The sequence below is a fragment of the Streptomyces sp. KL116D genome (assembly GCF_030766975.1).
Lineage (GTDB): Bacteria > Actinomycetota > Actinomycetes > Streptomycetales > Streptomycetaceae > Streptomyces > Streptomyces longispororuber_A.
In genome coordinates, this window is the sequence record NZ_JASERH010000040.1 from 146,235 (window position 1) to 171,843 (window position 25,609).

24 protein-coding genes are annotated in these 25,609 nt (G+C 73.7%); 9 read left to right on the forward strand and 15 right to left on the reverse strand.

Annotation, left to right across the window (positions count from 1 at the left end; translation table 11 throughout):
* Positions 1–42 precede the first annotated feature (42 nt).
* Positions 43–444 (forward strand): hypothetical protein, encoded by a 402-nt coding sequence (locus RBJ77_RS16615; protein WP_372345740.1) that lies wholly within the window; start codon positions 43–45, stop codon positions 442–444.
* A 54-nt stretch (positions 445–498) separates the two neighbouring features.
* Here the strand turns inward: RBJ77_RS16615 and RBJ77_RS16620 are convergent, their stop codons facing one another.
* Positions 499–630 (reverse strand): hypothetical protein, encoded by a 132-nt coding sequence (locus RBJ77_RS16620; protein WP_255971321.1) that lies wholly within the window; start codon positions 628–630, stop codon positions 499–501.
* Between the two features lie 143 nt (positions 631–773).
* Positions 774–1,454: a GntR family transcriptional regulator gene (locus tag RBJ77_RS16625; protein WP_372345741.1), complete on the reverse strand. Its 681-nt coding sequence runs from the start codon at positions 1,452–1,454 to the stop codon at positions 774–776.
* A gap of 188 nt (positions 1,455–1,642) precedes the next feature.
* Between RBJ77_RS16625 and RBJ77_RS16630 the strand changes: the two genes are divergently transcribed.
* The 4 genes from RBJ77_RS16630 to RBJ77_RS16645 are packed head-to-tail and all read left to right on the forward strand — an operon-like array spanning position 1,643 to position 6,631.
* Positions 1,643–2,869 carry a sarcosine oxidase subunit beta family protein gene (locus RBJ77_RS16630; protein ID WP_372345742.1) on the forward strand — a complete coding sequence of 409 codons (1,227 nt, stop codon included), beginning with the start codon at positions 1,643–1,645 and terminating at the stop codon, positions 2,867–2,869.
* A gap of 21 nt (positions 2,870–2,890) precedes the next feature.
* Positions 2,891–3,199 (forward strand): sarcosine oxidase subunit delta, encoded by a 309-nt coding sequence (locus RBJ77_RS16635; RefSeq protein WP_372345743.1) that lies wholly within the window; start codon positions 2,891–2,893, stop codon positions 3,197–3,199.
* Positions 3,196–6,054 (forward strand): 2Fe-2S iron-sulfur cluster-binding protein, encoded by a 2,859-nt coding sequence (locus RBJ77_RS16640; protein ID WP_372345744.1) that lies wholly within the window; start codon positions 3,196–3,198, stop codon positions 6,052–6,054. The genes RBJ77_RS16635 and RBJ77_RS16640 overlap by 4 nt, the downstream gene beginning before the upstream one ends.
* Positions 6,044–6,631 carry a sarcosine oxidase subunit gamma gene (locus tag RBJ77_RS16645; protein WP_372345745.1) on the forward strand — a complete coding sequence of 196 codons (588 nt, stop codon included), beginning with the start codon at positions 6,044–6,046 and terminating at the stop codon, positions 6,629–6,631. Before RBJ77_RS16640 ends, RBJ77_RS16645 begins: the two co-directional genes overlap by 11 nt.
* Before the next feature lie 18 nt (positions 6,632–6,649).
* On the opposite strand, the gene RBJ77_RS16650 is transcribed toward RBJ77_RS16645, so the two are convergent.
* The 4 genes from RBJ77_RS16650 to RBJ77_RS16665 all read right to left on the reverse strand — a co-directional run bounded on the left by RBJ77_RS16650 (position 6,650) and on the right by RBJ77_RS16665 (position 11,271).
* Positions 6,650–7,048 carry an SHOCT domain-containing protein gene (locus RBJ77_RS16650; protein WP_372345746.1) on the reverse strand — a complete coding sequence of 133 codons (399 nt, stop codon included), beginning with the start codon at positions 7,046–7,048 and terminating at the stop codon, positions 6,650–6,652.
* Positions 7,049–7,088: 40 nt separating this feature from the next.
* Positions 7,089–9,386, reverse strand: coding sequence for an MFS transporter (locus RBJ77_RS16655; protein ID WP_372345747.1), 2,298 nt, complete (start codon positions 9,384–9,386; stop codon positions 7,089–7,091).
* Between the two features lie 100 nt (positions 9,387–9,486).
* Positions 9,487–10,599, reverse strand: coding sequence for a sensor histidine kinase (locus RBJ77_RS16660; RefSeq protein WP_372345748.1), 1,113 nt, complete (start codon positions 10,597–10,599; stop codon positions 9,487–9,489).
* Positions 10,600–10,602: 3 nt separating this feature from the next.
* Positions 10,603–11,271: a response regulator gene (locus RBJ77_RS16665; protein WP_372345749.1), complete on the reverse strand. Its 669-nt coding sequence runs from the start codon at positions 11,269–11,271 to the stop codon at positions 10,603–10,605.
* Positions 11,272–11,425: 154 nt separating this feature from the next.
* On the opposite strand from RBJ77_RS16665, the gene RBJ77_RS16670 reads away from it, so the two are divergent.
* Positions 11,426–12,661 (forward strand): heparan-alpha-glucosaminide N-acetyltransferase domain-containing protein, encoded by a 1,236-nt coding sequence (locus RBJ77_RS16670; protein ID WP_372345750.1) that lies wholly within the window; start codon positions 11,426–11,428, stop codon positions 12,659–12,661.
* Positions 12,662–12,678: 17 nt separating this feature from the next.
* Here the strand turns inward: RBJ77_RS16670 and RBJ77_RS16675 are convergent, their stop codons facing one another.
* The 7 genes from RBJ77_RS16675 to RBJ77_RS16705 form a co-directional block, all read right to left on the reverse strand.
* Positions 12,679–12,942, reverse strand: coding sequence for a GlsB/YeaQ/YmgE family stress response membrane protein (locus RBJ77_RS16675; protein ID WP_372345751.1), 264 nt, complete (start codon positions 12,940–12,942; stop codon positions 12,679–12,681).
* Between the two features lie 123 nt (positions 12,943–13,065).
* Complete coding sequence (locus RBJ77_RS16680) at positions 13,066–13,734, reverse strand: class I SAM-dependent methyltransferase (RefSeq protein WP_372345752.1); 669 nt, start codon at positions 13,732–13,734, stop codon at positions 13,066–13,068.
* Between the two features lie 162 nt (positions 13,735–13,896).
* Complete coding sequence (locus tag RBJ77_RS16685) at positions 13,897–15,612, reverse strand: aldehyde dehydrogenase family protein (protein WP_372345753.1); 1,716 nt, start codon at positions 15,610–15,612, stop codon at positions 13,897–13,899.
* A gap of 38 nt (positions 15,613–15,650) precedes the next feature.
* On the reverse strand, positions 15,651–16,958 hold the full coding sequence (locus RBJ77_RS16690) for an MFS transporter (RefSeq protein ID WP_372345754.1): 1,308 nt from the start codon (positions 16,956–16,958) through the stop codon (positions 15,651–15,653).
* Between the two features lie 141 nt (positions 16,959–17,099).
* Positions 17,100–18,032: a TauD/TfdA dioxygenase family protein gene (locus RBJ77_RS16695; protein WP_372345755.1), complete on the reverse strand. Its 933-nt coding sequence runs from the start codon at positions 18,030–18,032 to the stop codon at positions 17,100–17,102.
* 188 nt (positions 18,033–18,220) lie between these two features.
* Positions 18,221–18,823, reverse strand: coding sequence for a TetR/AcrR family transcriptional regulator (locus RBJ77_RS16700; RefSeq protein ID WP_372345756.1), 603 nt, complete (start codon positions 18,821–18,823; stop codon positions 18,221–18,223).
* 46 nt (positions 18,824–18,869) lie between these two features.
* A complete protein-coding gene (locus tag RBJ77_RS16705) occupies positions 18,870–20,387 on the reverse strand; it encodes a class I adenylate-forming enzyme family protein (RefSeq protein WP_372345757.1) in 1,518 nt (505 codons plus the stop codon).
* Positions 20,388–20,462: 75 nt separating this feature from the next.
* On the opposite strand from RBJ77_RS16705, the gene RBJ77_RS16710 reads away from it, so the two are divergent.
* A complete protein-coding gene (locus RBJ77_RS16710) occupies positions 20,463–21,071 on the forward strand; it encodes a TetR/AcrR family transcriptional regulator (RefSeq protein ID WP_372345758.1) in 609 nt (202 codons plus the stop codon).
* 28 nt (positions 21,072–21,099) lie between these two features.
* Complete coding sequence (locus RBJ77_RS16715; RefSeq protein ID WP_372345759.1) at positions 21,100–22,740, forward strand: acyl-CoA dehydrogenase family protein; 1,641 nt, start codon at positions 21,100–21,102, stop codon at positions 22,738–22,740.
* A gap of 51 nt (positions 22,741–22,791) precedes the next feature.
* Here the strand turns inward: RBJ77_RS16715 and RBJ77_RS16720 are convergent, their stop codons facing one another.
* On the reverse strand, positions 22,792–23,817 hold the full coding sequence (locus tag RBJ77_RS16720) for a DUF389 domain-containing protein (protein ID WP_372345760.1): 1,026 nt from the start codon (positions 23,815–23,817) through the stop codon (positions 22,792–22,794).
* Positions 23,818–24,030: 213 nt separating this feature from the next.
* Here RBJ77_RS16720 and RBJ77_RS16725 point away from each other — a divergent pair, with 213 nt between their 5' ends.
* The gene (locus RBJ77_RS16725) at positions 24,031–24,906 is read left to right on the forward strand and encodes a YhjD/YihY/BrkB family envelope integrity protein (RefSeq protein ID WP_372345761.1); all 876 of its coding nucleotides are present in this window, start codon (positions 24,031–24,033) and stop codon (positions 24,904–24,906) included.
* On the opposite strand, the gene RBJ77_RS16730 is transcribed toward RBJ77_RS16725, so the two are convergent.
* On the reverse strand, positions 24,897–25,609 hold a 713-nt coding region (locus tag RBJ77_RS16730; RefSeq protein WP_372345762.1), incomplete at its 5' end, for a M23 family metallopeptidase. The two genes, RBJ77_RS16725 and RBJ77_RS16730, sit on opposite strands and share 10 nt — an antisense overlap.

Below are 25,609 nucleotides of genomic sequence, written 5' to 3' on the forward strand. Positions count from 1 at the left end.
GGGTACGCACAGCACTCTCAGGCAACGAGACCAGGAGTTGCTATGCCCACTCCAGCGAAGAGCAAGAAGGAGAGCGTCCAGGCTCAACCGGCCTCTCCGCCGACCGAATCCGAACGGGCCGAGGCCCACGAGCACGACCAGAACCTGGCTGTGCACACGCTGAACGCCAAGGTGCCCATTCCCTACTTCACACCGGGCGACCTCGCCAGCAACACGCGTGTCGTCACCGGCTGGCTGCCTTCGCCGCCGCACTCGAAGGACCTGATCTACTACGGCGGCCTCGGGGCCCTCGCGATCGTCGGGGCCCTCGAGTGGCCGGTGGCCCTGGCCGTCGCCGGGGCGACTTGGATGATCTGCGAGACACAGGAAGAACGCACCCGCCGACCGGAACCCGCACCCGAACCGGAAGCCGGTCCGCCTGCGTCGATGGGCACGGGGAGCTGAGTGAAGGGAGCCCCGTGCGGGGCGGCGCGGCCCGCGCCGCCCCGCACGGGCTTGTCAGGCGGTCGCCGGACCCGCCTGCCGTGACCGCGTGTACGCCGCGTACAGCTCGTACACGAGTCGGGAGAGAACCGCCTCGGCCAGCAGCAGGCCGACCTTCATCAACAGGGCCTGCAGAAAATTGCCCATGGGAATCACACTCCTGTTCACCGGCCCATGTCCGGTCCTGCCATCAATGCGTGCGGCTTCCGTACCCTCCGCAGGCAGAGTTCAGGTGACAGCCAGGAGAAGTCCGGGCGAACGTGGCGGCGTCGCCCCGGGAGGCGCAGGCCTCAGATCAGTGAGCGGATCGCGCGCTCGAAGTTGTCGACGTGCTCGGCGGCGAGCGCCGCGGCCTTCGGGGCGTCGCCCTCGATGACCGCCCGCAGCATCGGCCCGTGCTCGTGCACGTGCTGGTCGAGGCCGTCGAGGCGGTCGACGAAGAGGCACCAGATGCGGGTGGCCAGGTTGTCGTAGCCGATGAGCGTGGCTTCGAGGTAGGGGTTGTGCGTGACCGCGTAGACGGCTCGGTGGACGGCCATGTCGAGGCGGAGCAGTTCGGTGTCGTCGTCCGTCGTCCCCGGGGCCGGTTCGAGGCGGGCGAGGAATCCGGTCAGCCGCTCCCGGTCGGCGGCCGTGGCGCGGCGGGCGGCGAGGGACGCGGCCAGTGGTTCGAGTTGCTGTCGCACCTCGGAGATGTGGCCGAGATCCGCGATCTGCACTTCGGTGGCGAAGGTGCCGCGCCGCGGGTAGGCGACGATCAGCCGCTCGGTCTCCAGCCGTTTCAGGGCCTCGCGCACGGGAGTGCGGCCGAGTCCCAGCTCCTCGGCCAGGCGGGCGTCGTGCACCGGGGCGCCGGGGCGGATCCGCAGGGTGACGAGCTGGTCGGTGATCGCCCGGTACGCCTGCTCGGCGAGCGTCGCCCCGCTCGCCGGCCCGTCGGCGGCTAGGTCAGCGGCGGTGCCAGCGGCCATGCGAGTCTCCCTTGGAACGCCCCGGGTCGGGCGGCAACTGTAGCGTAGGACCCTTTTGATATATCAGTTACCGGTCAGGCCCGCCTTCCCTCCCCCACCCCCGTTGACGGGCCGTGCGGCGCCCGCTAGCGTTCCCGGGACTCGCTGATATATCAGTGCGCCATCAGTCGGCTCTCAAGGAGTCCTCCATGACCCGCGACGCACGCGCCCTGCCCGACCACCCCGACTTCCTGTGGCGCGACGCCGATCCCAAGCCGTCCTACGACGTGGTGATCGTGGGCGGCGGCGGCCACGGTCTCGCCACCGCCTACTACCTCGCCAGGAACCACGGCATCACGAACATCGCCGTGCTGGAGAAGGGATGGCTCGCGGGCGGGAACATGGCCCGCAACACCACGATCATCCGCTCCAACTACCTGTGGGACGAGAGCTCGGGCATCTACGAGCACTCGCTCAAACTGTGGGAGACGCTGGCGGAGGAGCTCGACTATCCGATCCTGTTCAGCCAGCGCGGCGTACTGAACCTGGCGCACGACCTCCAGGACGTCCGCGACAGCAAACGCCGCGTGTACGCGAACCAGTTGAACGGCATCGACGCGGAGTGGCTGGAGCCCGACGAGGTCGCCAAGGTCTGCCCCATCGTCAACGTCAGCCCCGACGTGCGGTATCCCGTGCACGGCGCCACCTACCAGCCGCGCGCCGGCATCGCCAAGCACGACTACGTGGCCTGGGGGTTCGCCCGGCGCGCGGACGCGTACGGCATCGACCTCATCCAGAACTGCGAGGTCACCGGCATCGACGTGAGCGGCGGCCGGGTCACCGGGGTGCGCACCACGCGCGGCCGGATCGCCGCGGGGAAGGTCGCGCTCGCGGCGGCCGGGCACACCTCGGTGCTGGCCGCCATGGTCGGGCTGCGGCTTCCGCTGCAGAGCCATCCGCTGCAGGCCCTCGTCTCGGAGCTGCTCGAACCCGTCCATCCGACGGTCGTGATGTCCAACGCGGTGCACGTGTACGTGTCCCAGGCCCACAAGGGCGAGCTCGTGATGGGCGCCGGCATCGACAGCTACAACGGGTACGGACAGCGCGGCGCCTTCCACATCATCGAGCGGCAGATGGCGGCGGCGCTCGAACTCTTCCCCGTCTTCGCGCGCGCCCACCTGCTGCGCACCTGGGCGGGCATCGTCGACACCACTCCGGACGCCTCGCCCATCGTGGGCCTCACCCCGATCGAGGACCTGTACCTCAACTGCGGCTGGGGCACCGGCGGTTTCAAGGCGACGACCGGGGCGGGCTGGGCCTTCGCCCACACCGTGGCCACCGGGGAACCGCACCCCACCAACGCGCCCTTCACCCTCGACCGGTTCACCACCGGCGCCCTCGTCGACGAGCACGGCGCCGCCGCCGTCGCGCACTGAACCCCTCGCTAGGAGTCAGCCATGCAGCTCATCCCCTGCCCCTGGTGCGGGCCCCGGGAAGAGACCGAGTTCCACTACGGCGGCCAGGCCCACGTGCCCCACCCCGAGGACCCCGCCGCCCTCGACGACGAGCAGTGGGCCGCCTACGTCTTCTTCCGCGACAACCCGAAGGGGCCCTTCGCGGAACGCTGGGCGCACACCGCGGGCTGCCGCCGCTGGTTCAACGCCGTGCGGGACACGGCCAGTCACGCGTTCCTCTCCGTGTATCCCGTCGGCGCCCCGAACCCGCTGGGCGACCGGTCGCGACAGGGCCAGGAGGCCGGCGCATGAGCAGCACTCCCTTCCGGGTGGCGGGCCACGGCCGCGTGGACCGCTCCGCCACCCTCGCGTTCACCTTCGACGGCACGGCGTACACCGGGCACCCCGGCGACACGCTCGCCTCCGCGCTGCTGGCCAACGGCGTCCACCGGGTGGCGACCGGCATCACGTACGGGCGGCCGCGCGGCATCGTGGCCGCCGGTGCCGAGGAGCCCAACGCGCTGGTGCAGATCGAGGCGCCGTTCCCCGAGCCGATGCTCACCGCCACCACCGTCGAGCTGTACGACGGGCTGGTCGCGCGCGGTCTCGGCGGCCGGGGCAGGCTCGCCGCCACGCCCGATCCGGCCCGCTACGACGCCCAGCACCTGCACGCCGAACTCCTGGTGGTCGGCGCGGGACCGGCCGGTCTCGCGGCGGCACTGACCGCCGCGGACACCGGCGCCCGGGTCGTCCTGCTCGACAGCGCACCGGAGTGCGGCGGCAGCCTGCTCGGCACCCGGGAGCACATCGACGGCCGCCCCGCCCAGGAGTGGGTGGACGCGGCGACCCGGCGCCTGGCCGCCGCCCCGAACGTCACGCTCCTCACCCGCACCACCGCCTTCGGCCACTACGACGACCACCTCGTCCTGGCCCTGGAGAAGCGCACCGACCACCTGGGCGCCGCCGCCCCGCGGCACCTGGCCCGGCAGCGGGTCCGGCGCATCCGGGCCCGGCAGGTCGTGTACGCGACCGGCGCCACCGAGCGCCCGGTCGCCTTCGACGACAACGACCGGCCCGGCATCATGCTCGCCTCCGCGGCCCGCACCTATCTGCACCGGTACGGCGTCCTCGTCGGCCGCCGGGCCACCGTCTTCACGACGAACGACAGCGCGTACGACGCCGCGCTCGACCTCGCCGACGCGGGCGTCGAGGTGGCGGCGGTCGTCGACGCCAGGCCCACGGTCCCCGGGCGGCTGTCCCGTGCCTGCGCCGAACGCGGCATTCCCGTGCACGCCGGCCATGTCGTCACCGGCACGAGCGGCGTGGACCGCGTCTCGCGCGTCCACGTCGCCGAGCGCGGCGGCCGGGGCGCCCGACGCCATGGCGTCGACTGCGACGTGCTGCTCGTCTCCGGCGGCTGGAACCCGGCCGTGGCCCTGTTCAGCCAGGCGCGCGGCACACTCCGCTACGACGCCGGGCTCGCCACGTTCGTGCCCCGCGGCCCGCTCGCCGCCGTCCGCACGGCCGGCGCCGCGGACGGGCTGCGCACGCTCGGCGCGTGCCTGGCCGACGGCATCGCCGCGGCGACCGCGGCCCTGACCGCCCTCGACATCGCCGTGGCACCGGTGCCCGTACCGGCGGCGGATACCGAACTGCCGCACCCTGCCCTGGAGTTGTGGCGGGTGCCCAGTCCGCGCGACGGCGTGGACGGTGCGGCGCAATTCGTCGACCTGCAGCGCGACGCACTGGTCAGCGACGTGTTCCGGGCGACCGGTGCGGGGCTGCGGTCGGTCGAGCACGTCAAGCGGTTCACCACCGTCGGCACGGCCCACGACCAGGGCCGCACCTCGGGGATCCTCGCCTCGGGCATCGTCGCCGAGGCGCTGGGCACCGACGTGGCGGAGCTCGGCACCACGAGCTTCCGGCCGCCGGTGCAGCCGGTGGCCTTCGCGGCGTTCGCGGGCCGCGACCGGGGCGACCTGTTCGACCCGGTACGGGTGACCGCGCTGCACGCCTGGCACCGGGAGCACGGCGCCCTGTTCGAGGACGTCGGCCAGTGGAAGCGGCCCAGGTACTACCCGCTGCCCGGGGAGACCATGGACGACGCCGTGCGGCGCGAGTGCCGGGCGGCGCGCACCGGCGTGGCGATGATGGACGGCTCCACCCTCGGCAAGATCAGCGTGCAGGGGCCGGACGCGGGCCTCTTCCTCGACCGGCTCTACACGAACGTGATGAGCACGCTGAAGCCGGGCCGGATCCGGTACGGCGTGCTGTGCGGCGTCGACGGCATGGTGCTGGACGACGGGACCGTCCTGCGCGTCTCGGACGGCGAGTTCCTCCTCACGACCACCACGGGCAACGCGGCGAAGGTCCTCGAATGGATGGAGGAGTGGCTCCAGACCGAGTGGCCCCAGCTGCGCGTCCACCTCACCTCGGTGACCGAGCACTGGGCCACGATCCCCCTGGTCGGCCCGCGCTCGCGCGACGTGCTCGCCGCCGTGACCGACGGCCTGGACGTGACCGCGGACGCCTTCCCGTTCATGAGCTGGCGCGACACGGTCGTCGCGGGCGTCGGGGCACGGGTGTGCCGGATCAGCTTCTCCGGCGAACTCGCCTACGAGGTCAACGTGCCGTCCTGGTACGCCACGTCGGTCTGGCAGGCGCTGTACGACGCGGGGCGGCCGCTGGGCATCACCCCGTACGGCACGGAGACCATGCACGTGCTGCGCGCCGAGAAGGCGTACCCGATCATCGGGCAGGACACCGACGGCACGGTCACCCCGCAGGACCTCGGCATGAGCTGGGTGGTCTCCAGGAAGAAGAAGGACTTCGTCGGCAGGCGGTCCTTCGACCGGGCGGAGAACCTGCGCGCCGACCGCAAGCAGCTCGTCGCCCTGCTGTCCGTCGACGGGCACACGCTGTTGCCCGAAGGGGCCCAGATCATCGCCACCGAGACGATCCCGGCACCGCCGGTCCCGATGCTCGGGCACGTCACCTCCAGCTACCGCAGCGCCGCCCTGGAGCGCACCTTCGCCCTCGCGCTGCTGCGCTCCGGCAGCGAGCGCGTCGGCGAGACGCTGTACGTGCCGCTGGACGGCCGCACCGTCGCGGTGACGGTCGCCGAACCCGTTCTCTACGACAAGGAGGGCGCCCGCCGTGACGGCTGACAGCTCGCTCCGCCCCGCCCGGACCAGCCCGCTGGCCGCGTGGGACCCGGCCCTCCCGCCGGGCCTGAGCGCCCGCGAAGTCCCGTTCCGCACGCAGCTCACCCTGCGGGCGGCGCCGGGCGGCGCCGCGGCGCGGGCCGTGGCCGAGTACCTCGGTCATCCGCTGCCCAGCCCCTGCACCGCGCACCTGGACGCGGAGGTCGAGGTGCTCTGGCTCGGGCCCGACGAGTGGCTGCTCGTGGCGGCGCCCGACCGTGCCGCGGAGCTGACCGCCGGGCTGCGGGCGGCGATCGGCGACGCGTTCGGCTCGGTCACCGACACGTCGGCGCAGCGCACGGTGCTCGCGCTCGCCGGCGATCTGCTGCCCGACGTCCTCGCGCACGGCTGCGCCCTCGACCTGGGTCCGGGCGCCGCCCCGGCCGGCACCTGCCACACCACGCTGCTCGCGCAGGCAGGTGTCACGCTCGTCGTCCGCGAGGCGGGTCCCCGGCAGGCGTGGCTCCTCGTCAGGTCGTCCTTCGCCGGGTACCTCGCCGCCTGGCTGACCGACGCCTGTGTGGAGTACGGCGCGGGCTGAGACCCGACGACGGCCGGGTCAGGCGAGGAGTTTCGTCTTGGCCCGGCCGAACTCCTCGTCGGACAGGGCACCGGAGCGGTGCAGTTCCGCGAGCCGGGACAGTTCGTCGACGTTCGAAGGCTGCTCGGGATCGCCCGCGGCGGTTTTGCGAATGTAGTCCTTGAACGCGGCTTCCCTCTCCTGGGCCTGCTTGACGTCGCGCTGCCCCATGCCGCGGCCCCGCACGACGACGTAGGCGAGAACTCCCAGGAACGGGAGGAGGATGCAGAAGATCACCCATCCCGCCTTGCCCCAGCCGCTCATCTCGTCGTCGCGGAAGACGTCCGTGACGACGCGGAAGAGCAGGAAGAACCACATGACCCAGAGGAACAGAAACAGCATGGTGAGGAAGACGTCGAGCAGCGGGTAGTCGTCCATGGGTCCCCTTCCGGCATCACCTTGATGGTGGAGTGAAGTATCACTTGTGGTGCGTTTCTCCGCATTTCGGACCCTCGCGGGGCGAGGGTGGCGTCTCGGCGAGCCGGAGCGCGATGATCGCGATGTCGTCCACCAGGTGGTGCGTCCAGTCGCGCACCCCGTCGTCGAGATGGCGGACCAGGTGGTCCGGCGTGCCGTACTCCGCCTCGGCCAGCCGCTCGGCGAGCGGGTAGAACTCGTCGCTCGAGTTCCTCGCCTCGCTCAGTCCGTCGGTGTGCGCCACCAGCGTAGCCTCGGGGCCGAGCCGCAGGGTGTGCGGGGCGATCGGCGAGCCGGCACCCAACGCGCCGAATCCCAGGGGCAGTTGGGCGGGTACGTCGACCTCGGTGACGCCGGAGGGGGTCACCGCGAGGGGCGTCAGATGGCCGCAGTTGACGACCTGGACGCCCGGAGCGGCGCCGTCGTGCTGCAGGAGCAGCGCCGTGGCGAACAGCTCGTCGTCCCCGCGCGCGGCGGCGACCCGCAGCACCTGCCGGTCGAGCCGGGCCGCGAGTTCGCCGAGGTCCTCCGTCTCGTAGGCCTGACTGCGGAAGCAGCCGAGCAGGTCGGTGACCGTGCGGACCGCCTGCAACCCCTTGCCGCGCACGTCGCCTATGAGGATGCGTGTGCCGAACGGGGTGTGCAGGGCCTCCAGGAAGTCGCCGCCGACGCCGGTGTCCGCGGTGGCGGGCCGGTACAGGCTCGCCAGCCGGAGCCGGCCCAGGGTCGTCGGGATGGGATGCAGGACGGCGTGCTGGAGCGTGCGCGCGGTCTGGCTCAGCCGGGCCAGCCGCTCCGACTGCTCGCGGCGCGACCAGACGAGGGCGCCCGCGGCGGCGCCCAGGGCCAGCGCGGCGATCAGGGTGCCCGAGTCGCCGGCGCCGGTGCGCACCAGCAGGTACTGGAGTCCGGCGGCGGTGGCCACGGCCACCGAGACGGCGATCCGCCCGAGGAGCAGCGCCGCGACCGCGAGCACGATCGTGCCGATGCGCAGCAGCTGGCGGGCGTCGGCGGGCAGCGGTGCGCCGTCGATCGCGGCGGCGTACGGCACGGCCTGCGCGGCGGCGGTCCCGAGCAGGATGGAGGCCGGGAGCAGGGCGGCGCTGGTGCCGAGGTGCGTGCGGGGCACGGCCGCGAGGTAGCGCGCCATCTGGGGCGTCGCGGCCAGCATGACGCCGAAGCCGACCACGGCGACCACGACGTATCCGACCGCCAGGGAAACGGACGCGTGGCCGAGGCCCGCCTGCAGCCTGACCAGGCCGAGCGCGGCGAGCGGCAGTCCGAGCGAGGAGCCGGTGACCGGGGAGACCGGGCGGCGGCGCACCAGCAGACAGCCCGCGGCGCCGCCGACGCCGAAGGCCGACAGGACGAAGGCGGCCGACCGCGGGGTGCCGCCCTGCCCCAGGGCGAGCACCGGCAGCGCCACCGCCAGGACGACCTGGGTGAAGCCGAGGGCGAGGCCCACGGTCAGCGTCCCGGCGCACGATCCGTCCGGCAGCACGGGGCAGCGCAGCCGCGCCACGACGAGCGCGAGCGTGGCGGCGACCAGGAGGACGCCGACGCGGACGTCCGACCAGCCCCACAGGGGTGCCAGTTGCAGTGCCGCCGGGGCGAACAGGCCGAACGCGACCAGGCTCAGCGCGCGCAGCCGGTCCGGGACCGGGCGGCGGGTCAGCGGGAAGGGTTCGGGGACGTAGCGCCGCACCAGCAGCAGGGCGGCGCCCGCCGCGACGGCCATGGCCCCGGCCGCGAGCCGCCAGCCGGTCGCGGTCGCCACGCGCGGCGCGAGGTTCACGGCGAGCACGAAGCCCACCGACATCGCGGCCAGCCAGCCGCCCAGCACCTTGCGGATCCGGCCGGGCAGGTACACGGTCGACAGGAGCGCGAGGCAGCTGACGAAGACGGCGGCGAGGGCCATCGAGACGACGATCCGGCCGAGCACGTAGGACCAGGCGTCGAACGCGACGGCGAGCAGCGCGCATCCGCCGGTGAGCACGCCCAAGGACAGCAGCAGTACGGAGCGCCGCCCGCGCAGGTCTCCGACCCGGCCCGCGACCACCAGCGTCAGTACCGCCAGCGAGGTGCCCACGACGCGCGCCCACACCTCGTGCTCGGCGCTGAGGCCCAGCACGGCGCGGATCTGGGGGACGGCGGCCGAGTGCACCGCGGGCGCGACCACGTACAGGGCGGCGACCGCCGCGAGGAGCAGTCCGACCACCCGCAGCGAGCCCCGTCTGCCGTCCGCCGGGTACGCGGGAACGAGTCCCGTGCCGCCACCGGGCACACCGGTGTCCACCATCTGCCGACCTTCCTGCTGATCCCCCTTCCGCGCTCGCTCCTCCACGGCCGGCGCCTCGCGCACCTAATGGGACATATAAGGGTATAACGTCACAGATTCTTCACTGCGGGTGCGGTGCCGGGATCTCCATGCGGAGCGCGAAACCGCCGTCGTCCGTGGGGCCCGCCGCGACGGTGCCACCCAGCAGCGCGGCCCGCTGGCGCAGACCGGTCAGGCCGTGCCGCGCACCGGGGAGACGGAGGGCGGGGCGGTCCGACGGCGGGTTGGTGACCTGCACGTACACGGTGTCCCCGGTCCGTCCGACGCGGATCGTGGCCGGTGCGCCGGGGGCGTGCTTGCGCACGTTGGTCAGGGCCTCCTGGACCGTGCGGTAGACGGCCCGCTGGACCGTGGGCGGCAGCCCTTCGGGCAGCTCGGTGCGCAGGTCGGCCTCGATGTCACCGGCGTCGACCAGTCTGCGCAGATCGGCGAGCGAGGGCTGCGGGGTGAGTTCCGTGGGTCTGCTGCCGGCCGCGCGCAGGACGCCGACCATGTGGCGCAGCTCGTCCAGGGTCTGCACGCCGAGCCGCCGGATGTCGGCCGCGCTCTGTCTCGTCTCCGGATCGCGGGCGCTCATCTGCAGCGCCCCGGCCCGTACGGCGATCAGGCTGACCTGGTGGGAGACGACGTCGTGCATCTCCCTGGCCAGCTGCGCCCGCTCCACGGCGACGACGCTGTCGGCGAGCAGCCGCCGTTCCTTCGCGCGGGAGGCGGTGATCTCCGCGAGCCGCAGGGCCAGTTCGCGCCGGGCCTGCACGAGCTGGCCGAGGAAGACGGGCGCGGCGGCCGTCGCCATGCTGTAGGTCGCCGTGATCAGCTCCGAGCGGTCCGTGAGGTCGAGGAACTCCGGGGTCGGCCACGACCACCAGATGGTGTCGCTGACGGCGAACGCCAGGGCGCAGCCGCCCAGCAGCACGCGGTGCCGGGAGAGCGAGGCGAGCGTGTACAGGGCGATGAGCGGGGCCAGTACCGCGTCCGTGAAGAGGGCGGACGGCAGCGTGAGCAGATAGGTCAGCGCCGGAAACGTGCGGCGCAGCGCGAGCGCGCACACGCCGAGCAGCCCGCAGGCCAGCTGGAATCGGTGGTCCTCGTGGATGTGGACCTGGACGTCCAGCAGCGCGACGAGCACCGGGATCACGCCGAGCAGCACATGGACCAGCCGATGAGGACTCATCCCTCAGCGCCCCTCGGCCGGCGGGGCCGCCTCGCGCAGCAGTCCGGCGCGTTCGGCGAGCAGCGCCGCCTGCACGCGGCTGCCGACCTCCAGTTTGTTCAGCACGGCGCTCACGTGGTCCTTGACGGTCGCGGCGCTGAGGTGCATCCGCTCCGCGATGCCGACGTTGGACAGTCCGTCGGCGACCAGCATCAGGACGGCGCGCTCGCGATCGGTCAGGCGGGCGACCCCGGCGGTGGCCGGGCCGTACGGTTCGGTGTCCAGGAACCCGTCGACGACGGTACGGGTGACCTTCGCCGACAGGACGACGCCGCCCTCCGCCAACGAACGTAGGGAGTAGGGGAGTTGCTCGGGGTCGGTGTCCTTCAGCAGGAATCCGGACGCGCCCTCGCGCAGGGCGGTGGCCACGTACTCGTCCATGTCGAAGGTGGTGAGCATCGCGACGACCGGCGGGTCCGGCAGCCTGCGCAGTTCGGCCAGGACGGTGAGCCCGTCGACGTCCGGCATCCGGATGTCGAGCAGGACCACGTCGGGGCGCGTCTCCCGGGCGGTGCGGACCGCCGAGCCGCCGGACACGGCCGCCACCACGTCGATGTCGTCGACGCACTCCAGGATGTGCCGGAACCCCGTGCGGATCATGGCCTCGTCGTCGACCACCAGAACCCGGATCATCTGTGCTCCGCCTCTCGCCGGACCACCTCTGGACCGTTACGACGGCCGGCGCCCCCGGCCGGTTCCGCCCCGCGGCCGACCCGCCGGGCGGCGGGGGCAACTCCAGCCACCTGCCCGATGGGCCCGGAACCGCGGCGTCCCGATCCTGAGCGTCATGACCCGACAAGCGTCATGGAACGTGTCCACCGCCCCGGCTCCCCCGCCGCCCGTGCCCCCCGTGCCCCCGCGCACGGCGTCGGCCGGGCGGCTCGTCGGCATCGACCTGGCCCGGGGGCTCGCCGTCCTCGGCATGTACGCCGCCCACGTCGGCCCCGATCCGACGATCGGCGGGCCGCTCGGCTCCGTCCTGGAAGTCGCGCGCGGCCGCTCCGCCGCGCTGTTCGCGGTGCTCGCCGGCTTCTCCCTCGTCCTGATCACCGGCCGGCCGCGACCGCGGACCGGGCGGGCCGGCCGGCAGGCCCGGGCCCGGATCGTCATCCGGGCCGTGGTCCTGATGGCGGTGGGCTACGCGCTGACCGCCCTCGACACCGACGTCGACGTGATCCTCTCCTTCTACGGCCTGCTCTTCCTCCTCGTCCTGCCGCTGCGCCGGCTGGGCGTCCGCGCTCTCGCGCTCCTCGCCGCGGCCGCGGCGCTGGTGCTGCCCCAAGTCCTGTACCTGATACGGCAGTCGATCGAGGGCGGAAGCTGGGCGGACGCCGTCGTCGCCCACGATCCGCTCGCCCGTCTGACCGACACGGACGGCGTGCTGGAACTGTTCTTCACCGGCGAGTACCCGGTGCTCACCTGGCTGCCGTTCATGCTCGCGGGCATGGCGCTCGGCCGCCTCGACCTCGGTTCGGCGCGGACCCGGGCGCGGCTGCTCGGCTGCGGTGGCGCGCTGGCCGTAGTCGGCTACGGGGGTTCGTGGCTGGCCCTGCACTCCGTGCCGGGCGCCCTGCCCACGATCGACGCGGCCACCGACGGCGGCTCCGCGTCGACGGCCTGGTGGTCCGACACGGTCGGCTACGTCATCGACCGGACGCCCGCCGACTGGCTGCTCGTCGCGGTGCCGCACAGCCAGACGACGTTCTCCGTCCTCGGCAACACCGGTGTCGCGCTGCTCGTCGTCGCGGCCTGCCTCACGGTCACGTCCCGGATGCCGCGCCTGACCCGGCTGGCCACCCCCGTCACGGCGGTGGGGATGACCGCCCTCAGCGCGTACGTCCTGCACATCCTCGCGATCCGCGTCGTCGGCATGCCGGATGCGACCGGCCCGGCGCTGCTCGCCCTCCTCCTCTTCGCCGGGACGGCGATGGCCGTCGCCACGGCCTGGACCCGGGTGCTGCGGCGCGGACCGTGCGAGTACCTGCTCCACGCCTGCACGCTCCCGGCCCGCCGCGTCAGGTGACCGGCGGTGCCCGCCGCTCAGCGGCGGCCCTTGAGCCGCTCCACGCCCACGACGCCCACGGCGGCGAGGCCGATCTGGATGGCCAGTTCGATCCAGTCGACGCCCTTGGTGTCGGCGACGTCGAAGGCGCCCGCGACGGCCGTGCCGACCAGTGCCGCGAGGACGCCCACCAGGATCGTCCAGAGGATGCCGATGCGCTGGCGGCCGGGAATGGCCAGGCGCCCCAGGATGCCGATCACGATGCCGACCACGATCGCGGTGAAGATGCCGGAGATCTCCATGCCTGTCTGCCTCTCCTTGATCCGGTGCTTCGACACGACTGTCGAGTCACGTGTTCCCTGGCATGGGGGACGCAGTCCCCCGCGCCCGAGTTGAGGCGTTCGCGGCAACCGTCCGAAGGGTGGTCACGGGGCGGGCTTGCGCACGAGGATCTGGAGTCCCGTCGCCTGCCCCCCGTTCATCGTGCGCAGGGGGACGGTTCGGGTGGCGACGGTGTCGAATCCGGTGAGCAGGGTGTCGAGCCACGCACGGGTGTGGTGCCGGCAGACGGCGCCGTCGCTGGTCTCGAACACGCCGTAGGTGCCGAAGCGTTCCGCTTCGGCGCGGTACCGGGTGCGGTTGCGTTCGTCGTCCTGGAGCGGCAGGTCGCTGACGTAGAGGAGTCCGCCGGGCCTGAGCACGCGGTGCAGCTCGGCGATCAGCTGCCGTTGTGCCGCGTCGCCGGGTACGCAGGTCAGCACGGCGAGGAGCAGGGCCACGTCGAACTCGGCGTCGGGGAAGGGCGACCGGGGCGGTGCGTCGAGCGTCGCGAACCGCAGGGCGGGGTGCAGGGCGCGGGCCCGGTCGATCATGCCGGGCGAGGTGTCGACGCCCGTGAGCCGGTCGAAGCCGTGCCGGGCGAGCTCCTCCATGGCGCGGCCGTACCCGCACCCGTAGTCCAGGATCGCGGCGTGCTCACCGGCCGCGCCCGTACCGGCACTCCCGTCGAGCCAGGGCAGGTGGAGCGGGTGCGTGAACGTCTTCGTGGCCGCCACGCCGTCCCAGTAGGGGACCTGGCTGTCGAGGTCGGACATGGTGAGCGCCTCCTCAGGGTGCGGGTCACGGGCCCGGCAGTGGACCGAGGCCCCTCGCGCCCCCGAACTATGCCGGTCCCGGCCCCGGTCCGGCGAGCCTGGCGCGGCGCGGACCGGGGTCCTTCGCCCTTGGCCCGCACCGGCCCCCGCCGCCCGTCGTCGTCAGCCCCGCAGTGCCGACGCGAAGATCCCCGGCAGCTTGGTGAGCCGCGGCGCCGTGGTGAAGTCCGTCAGGCGTTCCAGTGTCGTCCGGGCCGTGCGGTTCGTGACGAAGTACGGAGGGCGCGGCGACAGGGACGGCGAGCCGGTGAACAGGCCGCGGGGCGCGGGGGCGAAGGGGGCCCGCAGCACCGTCTTCTCCACGTCCTCCAGCTGGAAGGCGTTGTGCACGAAGCCGGTGCCGCTGCCGATGTCCTGCCGGGTGTGGCCGGGGAAGGCGCCCCACGGCGTGTAGCCGAGGAGGAAGCCGAACGCGGACCAGCAGTTGACGCCGAGCGTGCCGTAGCGCAGCGCGGCGACGGCCTCGTCGACGGCGGCCCGGTGGGTGCGCTCGGTCCTGGGGTGGACGAGCAGGGTGGCGCCGAGGGTGCCGGGGAGCCGGTCGTTGGCGAACTCCGTGGCGGCGCGCAGGAACGCGGCCGGGTCGGCGCCGGGCAGCCGCACCACTCCGAGCGCGCTGGCGAACACCTCGTCGTGGAGCATCGGGTCGTCCATGCCCTCGATCTCCGGGACGAGGACCCGGCAGCCGTCCGCGCCGAGCACCTCGGCGTCGGCGTGCGCCGCGGCGACCGCGCCGAGCCGGTCCCCTGCGCCCGGGTAGTAGTCGCTGCGCGGCGGGAGTTCGCGCAGCACCCGGCGGATCTCGGCGAGCAGCCGCTCGGTGCCGTCCCAGTCGCGCGGGACGACGAGGATCTGGCTGGCGACGCAGTTGTGGCCGGAGTTGTTCATCTTGCTGGTGACGACGTGCTCGGCCTGGAAGCGGAAGTCGGCGGCGCTCCAGGGCCCGGGCGTCACGATGCAGGGGCTCACGCCGCCCAGTTCGCTGGTGAACGGCTTGGTGGTGAGCGGGGTGTCGTCGCGGCGCCGCTGCTCGGCCTGGTCGTCGGTGCCCCAGACGATGGCGTCGTGGGTGCGGTCGCTGCCGGTGACGTGGAGGGTGTCGATGCCGTCGTGGGTGGTGAGGTAGGCGCCTTCGGCGGCGCCGCCGTCGGCGAACCTGACCCAGCCCCGGTCGACGAACTCGGCGAAGACCTTCTCGAAGTGCGGGCGCAGGTAGGCGTTGACCGGGTTCATCTTGGCGAGGACGACCTGCCCGTCCGCGTAGAGCTTGTGCAGGATGTCGAGCGGGGTGATCGCCGCGACGTTCCCGGCGCCGAGGACGAGCGCCACGACCGGGTCGCCGGCGGCGCCCCGGTACTCCCGCGCCGCGCGCGCCAGGACCTGCTCGCGGGTGGTGCCCGGCAGGGTCCACACCTCGGCGGTGAAGCCGTTCAGGAGGAGGCGGTCGGTGCCGGTGGCGGGGAAGACGTCGACGATCGTGCGGCCGTCGCGGCTGCGCACGGCGCGGGCGTCGATCGGGTCGTGTCCCGCGGCGATGCGGCGCAGCACGTGGAGGTACGCGGTGACGGTCTGGGCGAGCGCCCAGGGTGCGGTGATCCAGTCCTCGGCCGCCCAGGGGGACGTGGCGTCGTAGCCCTTGGCGCGGGCGGCGTCGGCGACCGTCGCCCGGGCTCCGTCGGCGATCCGGGGCAGCATCCGTTCCAGCAGGTCGATCCGCTCGGCCAGGGCGGTGCCGGTCCAGGACGCGGCGTGCTCGCGCAGGTCGGCGACGGCGCGGTCCAGGGCGGTGGTGTCCGGTACTGCCGGTGCGGCGTTCAAGGGTTCAACTCCTGGTGTGGTGGGGGGACTTGTCGGGTTCAGAGGCCGAGCCGGGCGCGGTCCCGCGCCGGGTCGACGAGCAGGAAGGATGCCACGGCGCCGGCGGCGAGCAGTGCTCCCGAGAGCAGGACCGCGTCCTGGTAGCCGAGGGTGCCCCGGGCGTCGACGAGCGCGCCGACGACGGCGGGCGCGGCGAGACCGGCGGCCGTGACCACGGCGTTCATGGCGCCGAGGGCGCCTCCGCTGCGGGACGCCGGGGCGAGTTCGGCCACGGTGGTCGCGGCGACGGTCGCGTACGAGCCGCCGCAGCCGAAGCCGAGGGCGATCAGGACGGTCCTGGCGGGGGCGCCGTCGACCAGGGGGACGGCCAGGCAGCAGAACGCGCCGATCGCGAGGAGCCAGCCGCCGACGTGACCGCGGGCGCGCCGGCTGCCGACGCCGCGCCGCATCAGGCGTCCGGTGATGCCCGCCTGGGCGAGCAGCGCGACGGCGCCGACGGCCCAGGGCGCGATGACGACCGTGCCCGCGGCGTCCGCGGAGTAGTCGAGTGCGTTGCGCAGGTAGGAGGGCAGCCACACCAGCATCAGGGCGACGGTCCAGTAGCTGGTGAAGTAGGCGAGGGTGGCGCCGATCCAGGTGCGGCTCGCGAAGATCTTCCGGTACGGGAGGGCGGGCCCGCCCGTGTCCGGCACACTCGCCCCGCCCGCCCTGTCCGTTCCTGCCGCCCGGTGCCGGCCGTCCGCGCCGAGCAGCGCCCAGGCGACCGCCCAGACGAGGCCCGCCCCGGCGAGCACCCACAGGGCGGCGCGCCAGCCGTGGTGCTGGATCAGCCAGGACAGGCCGGGTGCGGAGACGATGACGCCGAGCGTGACGCCGAGGGTGATCAGGGCGCCCGGCAGATTGCGCCGGTGGTCGGGGAACCAGGCGAGCGTGGCCTGTTGGGCGACGGGGAACGCCGGCCCTTCGGCGGCGCCGAGGAAGACCCGCGAGACGACCAGGACGGCGAGGCCGCCGCCGATCGCGGCCGGCACCTGCGCCACGGACCACAGGACGGCCATCGCCAGCAGCAGCACCTTGGGCGAGACCCGGTCGGCGGCGAGGCCGACGAGGACGGCGGCGACGGAGAAGAGCAGGAAGAACGCGCTGTTGGCGAGGCCGAACTGAGTGGCGCTCAGGTGCAGGTCGGCGCGGATCTCGTCGGCGGCGAGACCCAGCACGGACTTGTCGGCGAAGTTCACCATCATGAAGACCACGAGCAGCCCGGTGACGATCCAGGCGCGGCTGCTGCTGCCGGTGGCCTGCGCGGTCCCGGCGGATTGCGGGGGCACAGTCGGTACCGCGGTCATGGGTCCTCCCGGGACGGATGCGGTGGTGCGTCGAAGATTCGGTGGTGCGTCGAAGATGCGGTGGCGAGCGGAGGGGCGCCGGCGTGCGGGGCGCTGTGGCCCGTGCCCCGCACACCGGCCGGCGGAGCGGTCGGCGAACGGTCAGGCGAGGGGGACGCCCGCGATGGCGATGCGCTCCATCACGCGGCGCTGCGGGAAGTAGTCGTTGATCGCGTAGTGCTGGGTCGCGATGTTGTCCCAGATCGCGACGGAGCCGGGCGTCCAGTGGAAGCGGGTCTGGAACTCGGGGACGCGCGCCTGCAGCACCAGTTCGTCGAGGAGCGCACGGCTCTCGGCGGCGGAGAGGCCGACGACGTGCGTGGTGAACGGCTCGTTCACGTAGAGGGTCTTGCGGCCGGTGCGCGGGTGGCGCACCACGACGGGGTGCTCGACCGGCGGCAGGTCGCCCCGGAAGTGGTCGATCTGCTCCCGCGTCATCGTCGATCCCCAGCTGGGCACCCAGTCGTGGACCGCCGTGAGGTCCTCGATGCGCTCCTTCATGGCGTCGGTGAGGTTGTCGTACGCGGCTGCCATGTCCGCCCACATCGTGTCGCCGCCGGCGGCCGGGACCTCGACCGCGCGCAGCACGGAGCCGAGGGCGGGGGCGGCCATGAAGGAGTGGTCGCTGTGCCAGATGTTCTCGTTGCCGACGGCCGTCGCGTCCTTGGCGAGCCGGGAGACGCCGGCCGTCCCGGCCTTGGGGAAGAACGGGTTGGCCTCCGGCGGGCCCCAGACCGCGGCGAGGTCCACGTGGTGCTGCGGCTCGACGGCGGTCTGGTCGCGGAAGAAGATCACCTTCCACTCCAGGAGCGCCTGGCGCAGCTCCGCGGCGAGTGCGTCGCCGATCGGCGCGGCGAGGTCGACGCCGCCGATCTCGGCGCCGATGTGCGGGGTCAGCGGGGTGACGTCGAGGAGCTGGTACCGCGGGGCCTCGGTGCCCGGGGCGAGGCGCTCCAGGACGCGTCGGCCGTAGTGCATGAGCGGCTTGTCGAGTACGGGCTCGGGGGCGTCTGCGGTGGTCGCGGTGGCGGCCATGGTGGTTCCTCCCAGCTGCGGAGCTAATTACGTAACCGGCAGTATCGATATTGAGATGGGCCGGGGCAAGGGGTTGGGGAGAAGAAGTTTCCGCGGGTGCGCGGCCGCATGGAAAAGCCCCCGCGGCGCGGCGTGAGCCGCATCGCGGGGGCGTGATCGGACGACAGCGCCGCGTAACTGACGACGCGTCACGAAGGGGCGGCGACCGCCCGGCCGACGAGATCCACGACCGAGTCGACGAGCCCCTCGTCCGGCACCCGCTGCTCGCCGACCATCCGGAAGACGAGGGACGCGGCGACGAGCGTGGCGGCGGCGTCCACGTCGACGTCGGGGCGCACGTCGCCGCGGGCGACGCCGCGCTCCAGCAGGTGCCGGGTCTCGGCCATCACGCGGGCGGTGTACGCGCGGTACGCCCCGCGCTCCGAACCCGCCTCCGCCGCCGAGCCGATGACACCGGCGAGCAGCCGGTCGACGCCCGGCCTGCGGTACGCCTCCATGCGCGCGGTCAGCACGGCGCGCAGCTCGGCCCGGAAGTCGCCCATGTCGGGGACGGTCAACGGCCCGATCCGTGATTCGGCGGCGGCGATGATCAGGTCCTGCTTGGTCGACCAGCGCCGGTACATGGCCGGTTTGCTGACGCCCGCGCGGGCCGCGACGGCGTCCATGGTCAGCGAGCCCATGCCGCTCTCGGCGACCAGGTCGACGACGGCGTCGAGAACGGCCCGGGTGACCCGTTCCTCCCGGGGGCGCCCCGGTCCCCTGCGTGCGGACTCCACCTGCTGCTCGGCCATGGCGTGACCCTACGCGGGCGCCGCCCGCCGGGCACGAGGGGCCCCGTCAGCCGGCCAGTTCGGCGCGCAGCACGTGCTTGGTGACCTTCCCGGACGGCGTGCGGGGCAGTTCCGTGCGCAGGGCCAGTTCCCGCGGGATCTTGTAGCGGGCGATCCGTGGCTCCAGCCACTCCCGCAGCCCGGCCAGGTCGAGTGCGGCGTCCGCGCGCGGCACGACGACGGCGACCACGGTCTCGCCCCACTGGGGGTGCGGCCGTCCGACGACGGCGACGTCGAGGACGTCCGGGTGACCGCGCAGGGCACCCTCGACCTCCTGCGACGCGACGTTCTCGCCGCCGGTGATGATCACGTCCTTCATCCGGTCCACGACGGTGACGAAGCCGTCCTCGTCGACCCGTCCCAGGTCGCCGCTGCGGTACCAGTCCCCCGCGAAGACCTCGGCGGTGGCCGCCGGGTCGTCCAGGTAGCCGACCATCCGGGTGTCCGACCGCAGCCAGATCTCGCCGGTCTGCCCGGTTTCCGCGTCGGCCCCGTCCGGCCGCACCACCCGCAGGTCGACGCCCGGCATGCCGCCGCGCCCGATCGAGCCGGCCTTCTCCACCTGCTCGGCCGGGGAGAGCGAGGACCCCACGGGGCCGGTCTCGCTCATCCCGTACACCTGGTGGAACGCGTCCGACCCGTACGCCTTCATCAGCCGGCGGGCCGTGTCGGCGTCCAGCGGCCCCGCTCCGTAGATCCACGCCCGGACGGACGTCAGGTCGAAGTCCGCGAGGTCCGGCACGGCCTGGACCGGCGCGATCAGGGCGATGGGCGCCCCGAACAGGGCGGTGACGCGCTCCCGTTCGACGGTCTCCAGCATGCCGCGGGGCTCGTACTCGCGCTGCAGCACGACCGTGGCGCCGAGCAGCAGCGTGCTCATCGTCCAGTTGTTGAGCGGCGAGGCGTGCCAGATCGGCATGCAGATCAGGAAGCGCTCGTCGCGGTGGAGCGGGATCGAGGCCGCCGTGTAGGTGGCGGCCAGCGCGACGCCCCGGTGGGTGTGGACGCAGCCCTTGGGGGTTCCCGAGGTGCCCGAGGTGTAGAGGATCTGCGCGATGTCGTCGTCCGGGCCGGGCTCGCCGGTCCACGGTTCGGCGCGGGCGACGAGCGACTCGAAGGAGTCATCGGGGCCGTCGCCGGCCGCATCCGGGTGACTGACCAGCCAGCGCACCCGCGCGTCCGCCGCCGTCGCGCGCTCGCCGATCTCGGCGTCGACGACGGCGAGGCGCGCCCCGCAGTGCCGCAGCTGGCGCTCGACCTCGGCCGTCTGCAGCTTGTGGTTGACGGGGACCAGGGTGGCGCCCGCGTACCAGGCACCGAACGCGGCGAACAGGAAGGCCGGGGTGTTGTAGGTCATCACGGCGAGCCGGTCTCCGGGCCCGAGTCCCGCCTCGCGCAGCACGGTCGCGGCACGGCGGGCCGTCGCGGCGAATTCCCGGTAGGTCCACCGCTGTTCGCGGTAGACCACGGCTTCCTTGTCGCCGGCCGAGCGAACAGCGCTGTCCAGCAGGGCACTGAGGTGCATCACGTTCTCCTGACGAGCCGGCCGGTTCGGTGACCGGCCTTGGCGTGAAGTTCTGAATGATGGTTCACTTCATGCATGGCCTACCGCAAGACCCCAGCCGAAATCAGCCGGCTCGATGCCGCCAGGGAGCGTCTCGTCGCCTGCGCCACCGCGGTCGTGGCGGACGTGGGCTGGTCCCAGGCGTCCGTGACCGCCGTCGCGGGCGCGGCCGGCATCGCCGCCGGCTCGGTGTACCAGCACTTCCCGTCCAAGGCGGCGCTCGCCGTGGAGGTGTTCCGGCGCGCCGCGGGCCGCGAGGTGGAGGTGCTCGGCGAGGTGCTGCACGGGCCGGGCGACCCTGTCGAGCGGCTGGCCCGCGGCGTCCAGGTCTTCGCGCGCCGCGCCCTGGAGAACCGGGGCCTGGCCTACGCGCTGCTCGCCGCGCCGACCGAGCCCGCGGTGGGCGCCGAGCGCCTCGACTTCCGGCGCCGCTACCGGGCGCTGTGGGCCGAAGTGGTCCGCGAGGGCGTGGCGGCGGGCCAACTGCCGCCGCAGAACGCGGAGATCACCGCGGCCGCGCTCACCGGCGCGATCGGCGAGGTGCTCGTCGACCCGCTGGGCGCCCCCGCCGCGAGCACCGGCGACGCCCTGCTGACCGACCTCACCACGGCGGCGCTGCGGTGCGCCGGCGCCCCGACCGACTGAATCCCGTCCGCTGCCCCGGAGGAGCCCCATGCCCAGCAACCCCACCGCCGTCACCCACGAAGTGACCAACCAGGCACCGCCGTTGACCGGGCACGACGTCGCCGACGACCCGGTCCTGCTGGAGGGCGTGCGCCGCGAGGGCGCCGAGTGGTGCCTCGACGACCTGCACCGGACCGGCCGCCGCGCGGGCAGCGAGGAGGTGCAGCGCTGGGCCGAGCAGGCCAACACGTACGAGCCGGTGCTGCGCAGCCACGACCGGTACGGCAACCGGATCGACGAGGTCGACTTCCACCCCGCCTACCACGCGCTGATGGACGTGGCGGTGAGCGAGGGCCTGGCGGGCGCCGCCTGGGCGGACGAGCGGGTGGGCGCCCACGTCGCCCGCGCCGCCTCCTTCATGGTGTGGAGCAGCACCGAGGCCGGGCACGGCTGCCCGATCTCCATGACGTACGCCGTCGTCCCCGCGCTGCGCCACTCCCCCGACCTCGCGAAGGTCTACGAGCCGCTGCTGACCAGCCGGGTCTACGAGTCCGGTCTGCGCACGCCCGCCGACAAGCCGGGGCTGCTCGCCGGAATGGGCATGACGGAGAAGCAGGGCGGCACCGACGTCCGCGCCAACACCACGGTCGCCGCCGAACAGGCCGACGGCAGCTGGCGGTTGCGCGGCCACAAGTGGTTCACCAGCGCCCCGATGAACGACCTGTTCCTGGTGCTCGCGCAGGCGCCGGGCGGCCTCTCCTGCTTCCTGGTGCCGCGGGTCCTGCCGGACGGCAGCCGCAACACCTTCCGCATCCAGCGGCTCAAGGACAAGCTCGGCAACCGCTCGAACGCGAGCAGCGAGCCGGAGTTCGACGACACGGTGGCCTGGCTCGTGGGCCCCGAGGGCAAGGGCGTGCGCACCATCATCGACATGGTGACGATGACGCGGCTCGACTGCGTCCTCGGCTCCGCCTCGGGCACCCGCGCCGCCCTCGCGCAGGCCGCCCACCACGCCCGGCACCGCTCGGTGTTCGGCGCCAAGCTCGTCGACCAGCCGCTGATGCGCAACGTGCTGGCCGACCTGAGCCTGGAGTCGGAGGCCGCCACGACGCTCGCGCTGCGCCTGGCCGGTGCCGCGGACCGGGCCCAGCGCGGCGACGCGGGCGAGCGCGCGTTCCTGCGCCTGGCCACCGCCGTCGGCAAGTACTGGGTGTGCAAGCGGCAGCCCGTCGCCGTCGCCGAAGCACTGGAATGCCTCGGTGGCAACGGATATGACGAAGCCTCAGGCATGCCGCGTCTCTACCGGGACGCCCCGCTCAACGGCATCTGGGAGGGCTCGGGCAACGTGAACGCCCTCGACATGCTGCGCGCCCTGGCCCGCGAGCCGGAGTCGCTGGCGGCGTTCCGTGCCGAGATCGAGGCGGCGGCCGGCGCCGACGCGCGGCTCGACACGGCGTGGCGGGAGCTGCAGGGCGAGCTCGTCCTCACCGAGGACGCCCCGCTGCGCGCCCGCCGCGTCATCGAGCGCGCCGCCCTCGTCCTGCAGGGTTCGCTCCTCGTGCGGCACGCCCCGGCCGCCGTCGCCGACGCCTTCTGCGCCTCCCGGCTCGCCGGCGACCGCGGCCAGGCCTTCGGCACGCTGTCCGCCGGGACCGACTTCGCGGCGCTCCTGGACCGGCTGCCCGCCTGACGCACGACGGCCCGGGGCCCGCACGGCGCGTACCGCCGGACGGGCCCCGGCTCAGCTGCGGGACGACTCCTTCACGCTGCACCGGTCCGTGTCCGCCGGACACCAGTGGGTCCGGCCGCCCACCAGATGCAGTTCCAGATCGGCGTCGCGCATGCCGTTGCGGTCGAGGGCCGCGCGCAGCGCGGTGGGCGCGGGCTGGGGCGGCAGGCCCAGGACGCCGATGACCACGATGCCGTTGCGGGCGTCGACGGAGGCGATCTCCCACTGGCCCGCGGCGGCCCACCGCTCGGCGACCGGGCGGGCGTCGGCCGCGAGGGACCGGTCCCGGGCGACCGTCACCGTGCCGGTGGTCAGCGGCACCGCGATCAACACCACCAGCACGATCACCGCCGCCAGCGTGCTGCCGTGGAACCGGCCCACCCGCAGCCCGCCCTCCTGCGCGACGGCCCGCACCCGGTACACCAGGAAGACGACGGTGCCGGTCGCCACGATCGCGGCCACGTTCGTCGCGAAGAGCAGCGCCGACTGCGAGGCGTCGTGGTAACGCCCGACCGTGACGAGCAGCCCGGTCACCGCCAGGGGCGGCACCAGCGAGATGGCGATGGCGACGCCGGGCAGCGTGTCGGAGATGTCGGCGCGGACGAGCGCGAAGGCTCCGACCGTGCCCGTGGCGAGCGCGGCCAGCAGGTCGATCAGCCGGGGGCTGATCCGCGAGGACACCTGACTGTTCGACGCGAAGGCGTCGGGCGGCGCGGCGATCCAGCCCAGCAGCATGCCGATCGCGATCACCGCGAGGGCGCCGCCCAGGACGAGCAGCGCGCACCGCACCACCTGCGCGCGGTCGGCCAGGACCAGGGCGAGGGCGCTGCCCAGGATCGGGGTCATCAGCGGGGCGACGATCATCGCGCCGATGACGGTGGCGGTCGAGTCGCCGACCACGCCGGCGCTCGCGATGACCGCGGCGAGCACCAGCAGTCCCCAGAACCGCGTCGAGCTCGGGCTGCGCGGGTCGCGCTCGATGAAAAGGGTGTCGGCCATCCGCCGCACCGCGACCGCGTCGACCGTCGCCATCCGCATGTCCCTCTCCGTCGCCCCGCGCTGCTCGCCACCACTGCCACCCGGCCACGGCGGTCGCGTTCAGCATCGTCGCGGCCTGGTCACCCCGCCATTCGGGCCGCTCCGAACGGACGGCCGCCCGGAATGCGGGGGCCGGAGCCGGAGGTGATACTTCTCAGCACCGTCCGCGCACCCGGACGTCGTCGCACGAGGCGGCCGTGGTCAGGAGGCGGGATGGCGTGGACGACCCGGCTCAACCGTCTGCGCGACGGCGCCGAGCGGCGCTTCCCCGTGCTCACGGAACTCAGCGGCCGGCTGGTCTCGGGTCAACTGCTCGACTCCGCGACCCGGCTCGCGGCGCAGGCGTTCCTGGCCTCCGTCCCGCTGCTGTTCGCCGTCGCCGCGTTCACCCCGCGCGGCGTGCGGGAACAGCTCCAGGACTCGCTGCGGGCGATGTTCGGCCTCTCCGGCGCGTCGGACCAGGAACTCGCCCAGGTCCTCGGCCACTCCGACGACACCGGGCTGCGGGAGACCAGCGGCGCCGTCGGCGTACTGATCGCCCTGGTCTCCGCGACCAGCTTCAGCCGCGCGATGGCCCGGGTCTGCGAGCGGGCCTGGGCGCTGCCCCGCGCCGCGACCCGGATCGCGGCCTGGCGGTGGGTGGCCTGGCTCCTGACGATGCTGGTGCTGGTCTTCCTCCAGGGCCCGATCCGCACCGGGTTCGGGACGGGCGCCATGCTCGGCGTTCCGCTCTACTTCGTGATGAGCGCGGGCATGTGGCTGTGGACGCAGCACCTCCTCCTCGCCAAGCGGATCGGCTGGCTGCAACTGCTGCCGGGTGCGCTGCTCGCCGCCGCCGCGACCAGCGCGCTGGCGCTCACCGCCCCGCTGTACATGCCGCGGGCGATCGACCGGGCGCTCGGCGAGTACGGCTCGCTCGGTCTGGTCCTGGCCATGCTGTCGTGGCTGATCGCGGTGTGCGCGGCGGTCACGTTCGCGGTGACGATCGGTGCGGTGCTGGCCCAGGAGCCGCCGCTGAACCGGTTCCTCGTCCCGCGCGACGCGGCCGCCCCGGACCCCGGCGCGCAGGACGTCTCCGCTCAGACGTGAACGCCGCGGGCGTGCAGCCACGGCATCGGGTCGATGCCGGAGCCCAGCTGGGGCGTGACCCGGACCTCGAAGTGGAGGTGCGGACCGCTGACGTTCCCGGTCGCACCCGACAGGCCCAGGGCCGTGCCCGCCGCGACCTCGTCACCGGGCGAGACGCCGATCAGCGAGAGGTGGGCGTACTGCGTGTAGTAGCCGTTCGGATGGCGGACGATGACCTGGTTGCCGAAGCCGTCGCCGCAGCCCACGAAGAGCACGGTGCCCGCGCCGACCGCCCGTACCGTCGTCCCGGTGTCGACGGCGAAGTCCTGCCCGGTGTGGCGGTGCGCCCAGCGGTCGCCGCCCGCGCCGAACCCGGCCGACAGGGGGGCCGGGTCGACGGGCGCCACCCAGGTCCGGTCGGTGGCGGTGCCGAGTCCGGCGACGTCGCCCTGCGCGCAGTCGCCGCGGCTCGCCGGAACGGCCTGCGGCGCCTGCGCCCGCCGCAGTTCCTCCTGCGCCTCGTCCAGGCGCGCCTCGATCTGCGCGCGGGCCGTGGCCCGGCGCGTGGCCTGGACGCGTTGCGCGCCGAGCAGCCGAGCGGCCGTGGCCCGGTCCGCGGCGATCCGGTCCCTGGCCTGCCGTACGCGGTCGGTGAGCTGACCCGCGGCGCGGTCGCCGCGCCCGGCCCGTACCGCGCCGTCGAGGGCCCGTTCGGGCGAGCGCG

Bases quoted from the DNA above. Each gene is read 5' to 3' on its own strand.
- RBJ77_RS16690 (WP_372345754.1), bottom strand. From the start codon at position 16,958: ATGACCGCGGTACCGACTGTGCCCCCGCAATCCGCCGGGACCGCGCAG.
- RBJ77_RS16655 (WP_372345747.1), bottom strand. From the start codon at position 9,386: ATGGTGGACACCGGTGTGCCCGGTGGCGGCACGGGACTCGTTCCCGCG.
- RBJ77_RS16620 (WP_255971321.1), bottom strand. From the start codon at position 630: ATGGGCAATTTTCTGCAGGCCCTGTTGATGAAGGTCGGCCTGCTGCTG.
- RBJ77_RS16680 (WP_372345752.1), bottom strand. From the start codon at position 13,734: ATGTCCGACCTCGACAGCCAGGTCCCCTACTGGGACGGCGTGGCGGCC.
- RBJ77_RS16615 (WP_372345740.1), top strand. From the start codon at position 43: ATGCCCACTCCAGCGAAGAGCAAGAAGGAGAGCGTCCAGGCTCAACCG.
- RBJ77_RS16640 (WP_372345744.1), top strand. From the start codon at position 3,196: ATGAGCAGCACTCCCTTCCGGGTGGCGGGCCACGGCCGCGTGGACCGC.
- RBJ77_RS16650 (WP_372345746.1), bottom strand. From the start codon at position 7,048: ATGGACGACTACCCGCTGCTCGACGTCTTCCTCACCATGCTGTTTCTG.
- RBJ77_RS16625 (WP_372345741.1), bottom strand. From the start codon at position 1,454: ATGGCCGCTGGCACCGCCGCTGACCTAGCCGCCGACGGGCCGGCGAGC.
- RBJ77_RS16705 (WP_372345757.1), bottom strand. From the start codon at position 20,387: ATGCACCTCAGTGCCCTGCTGGACAGCGCTGTTCGCTCGGCCGGCGAC.
- RBJ77_RS16695 (WP_372345755.1), bottom strand. From the start codon at position 18,032: ATGGCCGCCACCGCGACCACCGCAGACGCCCCCGAGCCCGTACTCGAC.
- RBJ77_RS16710 (WP_372345758.1), top strand. From the start codon at position 20,463: ATGGCCTACCGCAAGACCCCAGCCGAAATCAGCCGGCTCGATGCCGCC.
- RBJ77_RS16630 (WP_372345742.1), top strand. From the start codon at position 1,643: ATGACCCGCGACGCACGCGCCCTGCCCGACCACCCCGACTTCCTGTGG.
- RBJ77_RS16675 (WP_372345751.1), bottom strand. From the start codon at position 12,942: ATGGAGATCTCCGGCATCTTCACCGCGATCGTGGTCGGCATCGTGATC.
- RBJ77_RS16660 (WP_372345748.1), bottom strand. From the start codon at position 10,599: ATGAGTCCTCATCGGCTGGTCCATGTGCTGCTCGGCGTGATCCCGGTG.
- RBJ77_RS16720 (WP_372345760.1), bottom strand. From the start codon at position 23,817: ATGCGGATGGCGACGGTCGACGCGGTCGCGGTGCGGCGGATGGCCGAC.
- RBJ77_RS16665 (WP_372345749.1), bottom strand. From the start codon at position 11,271: ATGATCCGGGTTCTGGTGGTCGACGACGAGGCCATGATCCGCACGGGG.
- RBJ77_RS16715 (WP_372345759.1), top strand. From the start codon at position 21,100: ATGCCCAGCAACCCCACCGCCGTCACCCACGAAGTGACCAACCAGGCA.
- RBJ77_RS16700 (WP_372345756.1), bottom strand. From the start codon at position 18,823: ATGGCCGAGCAGCAGGTGGAGTCCGCACGCAGGGGACCGGGGCGCCCC.
- RBJ77_RS16635 (WP_372345743.1), top strand. From the start codon at position 2,891: ATGCAGCTCATCCCCTGCCCCTGGTGCGGGCCCCGGGAAGAGACCGAG.
- RBJ77_RS16670 (WP_372345750.1), top strand. From the start codon at position 11,426: ATGACCCGACAAGCGTCATGGAACGTGTCCACCGCCCCGGCTCCCCCG.
- RBJ77_RS16725 (WP_372345761.1), top strand. From the start codon at position 24,031: ATGGCGTGGACGACCCGGCTCAACCGTCTGCGCGACGGCGCCGAGCGG.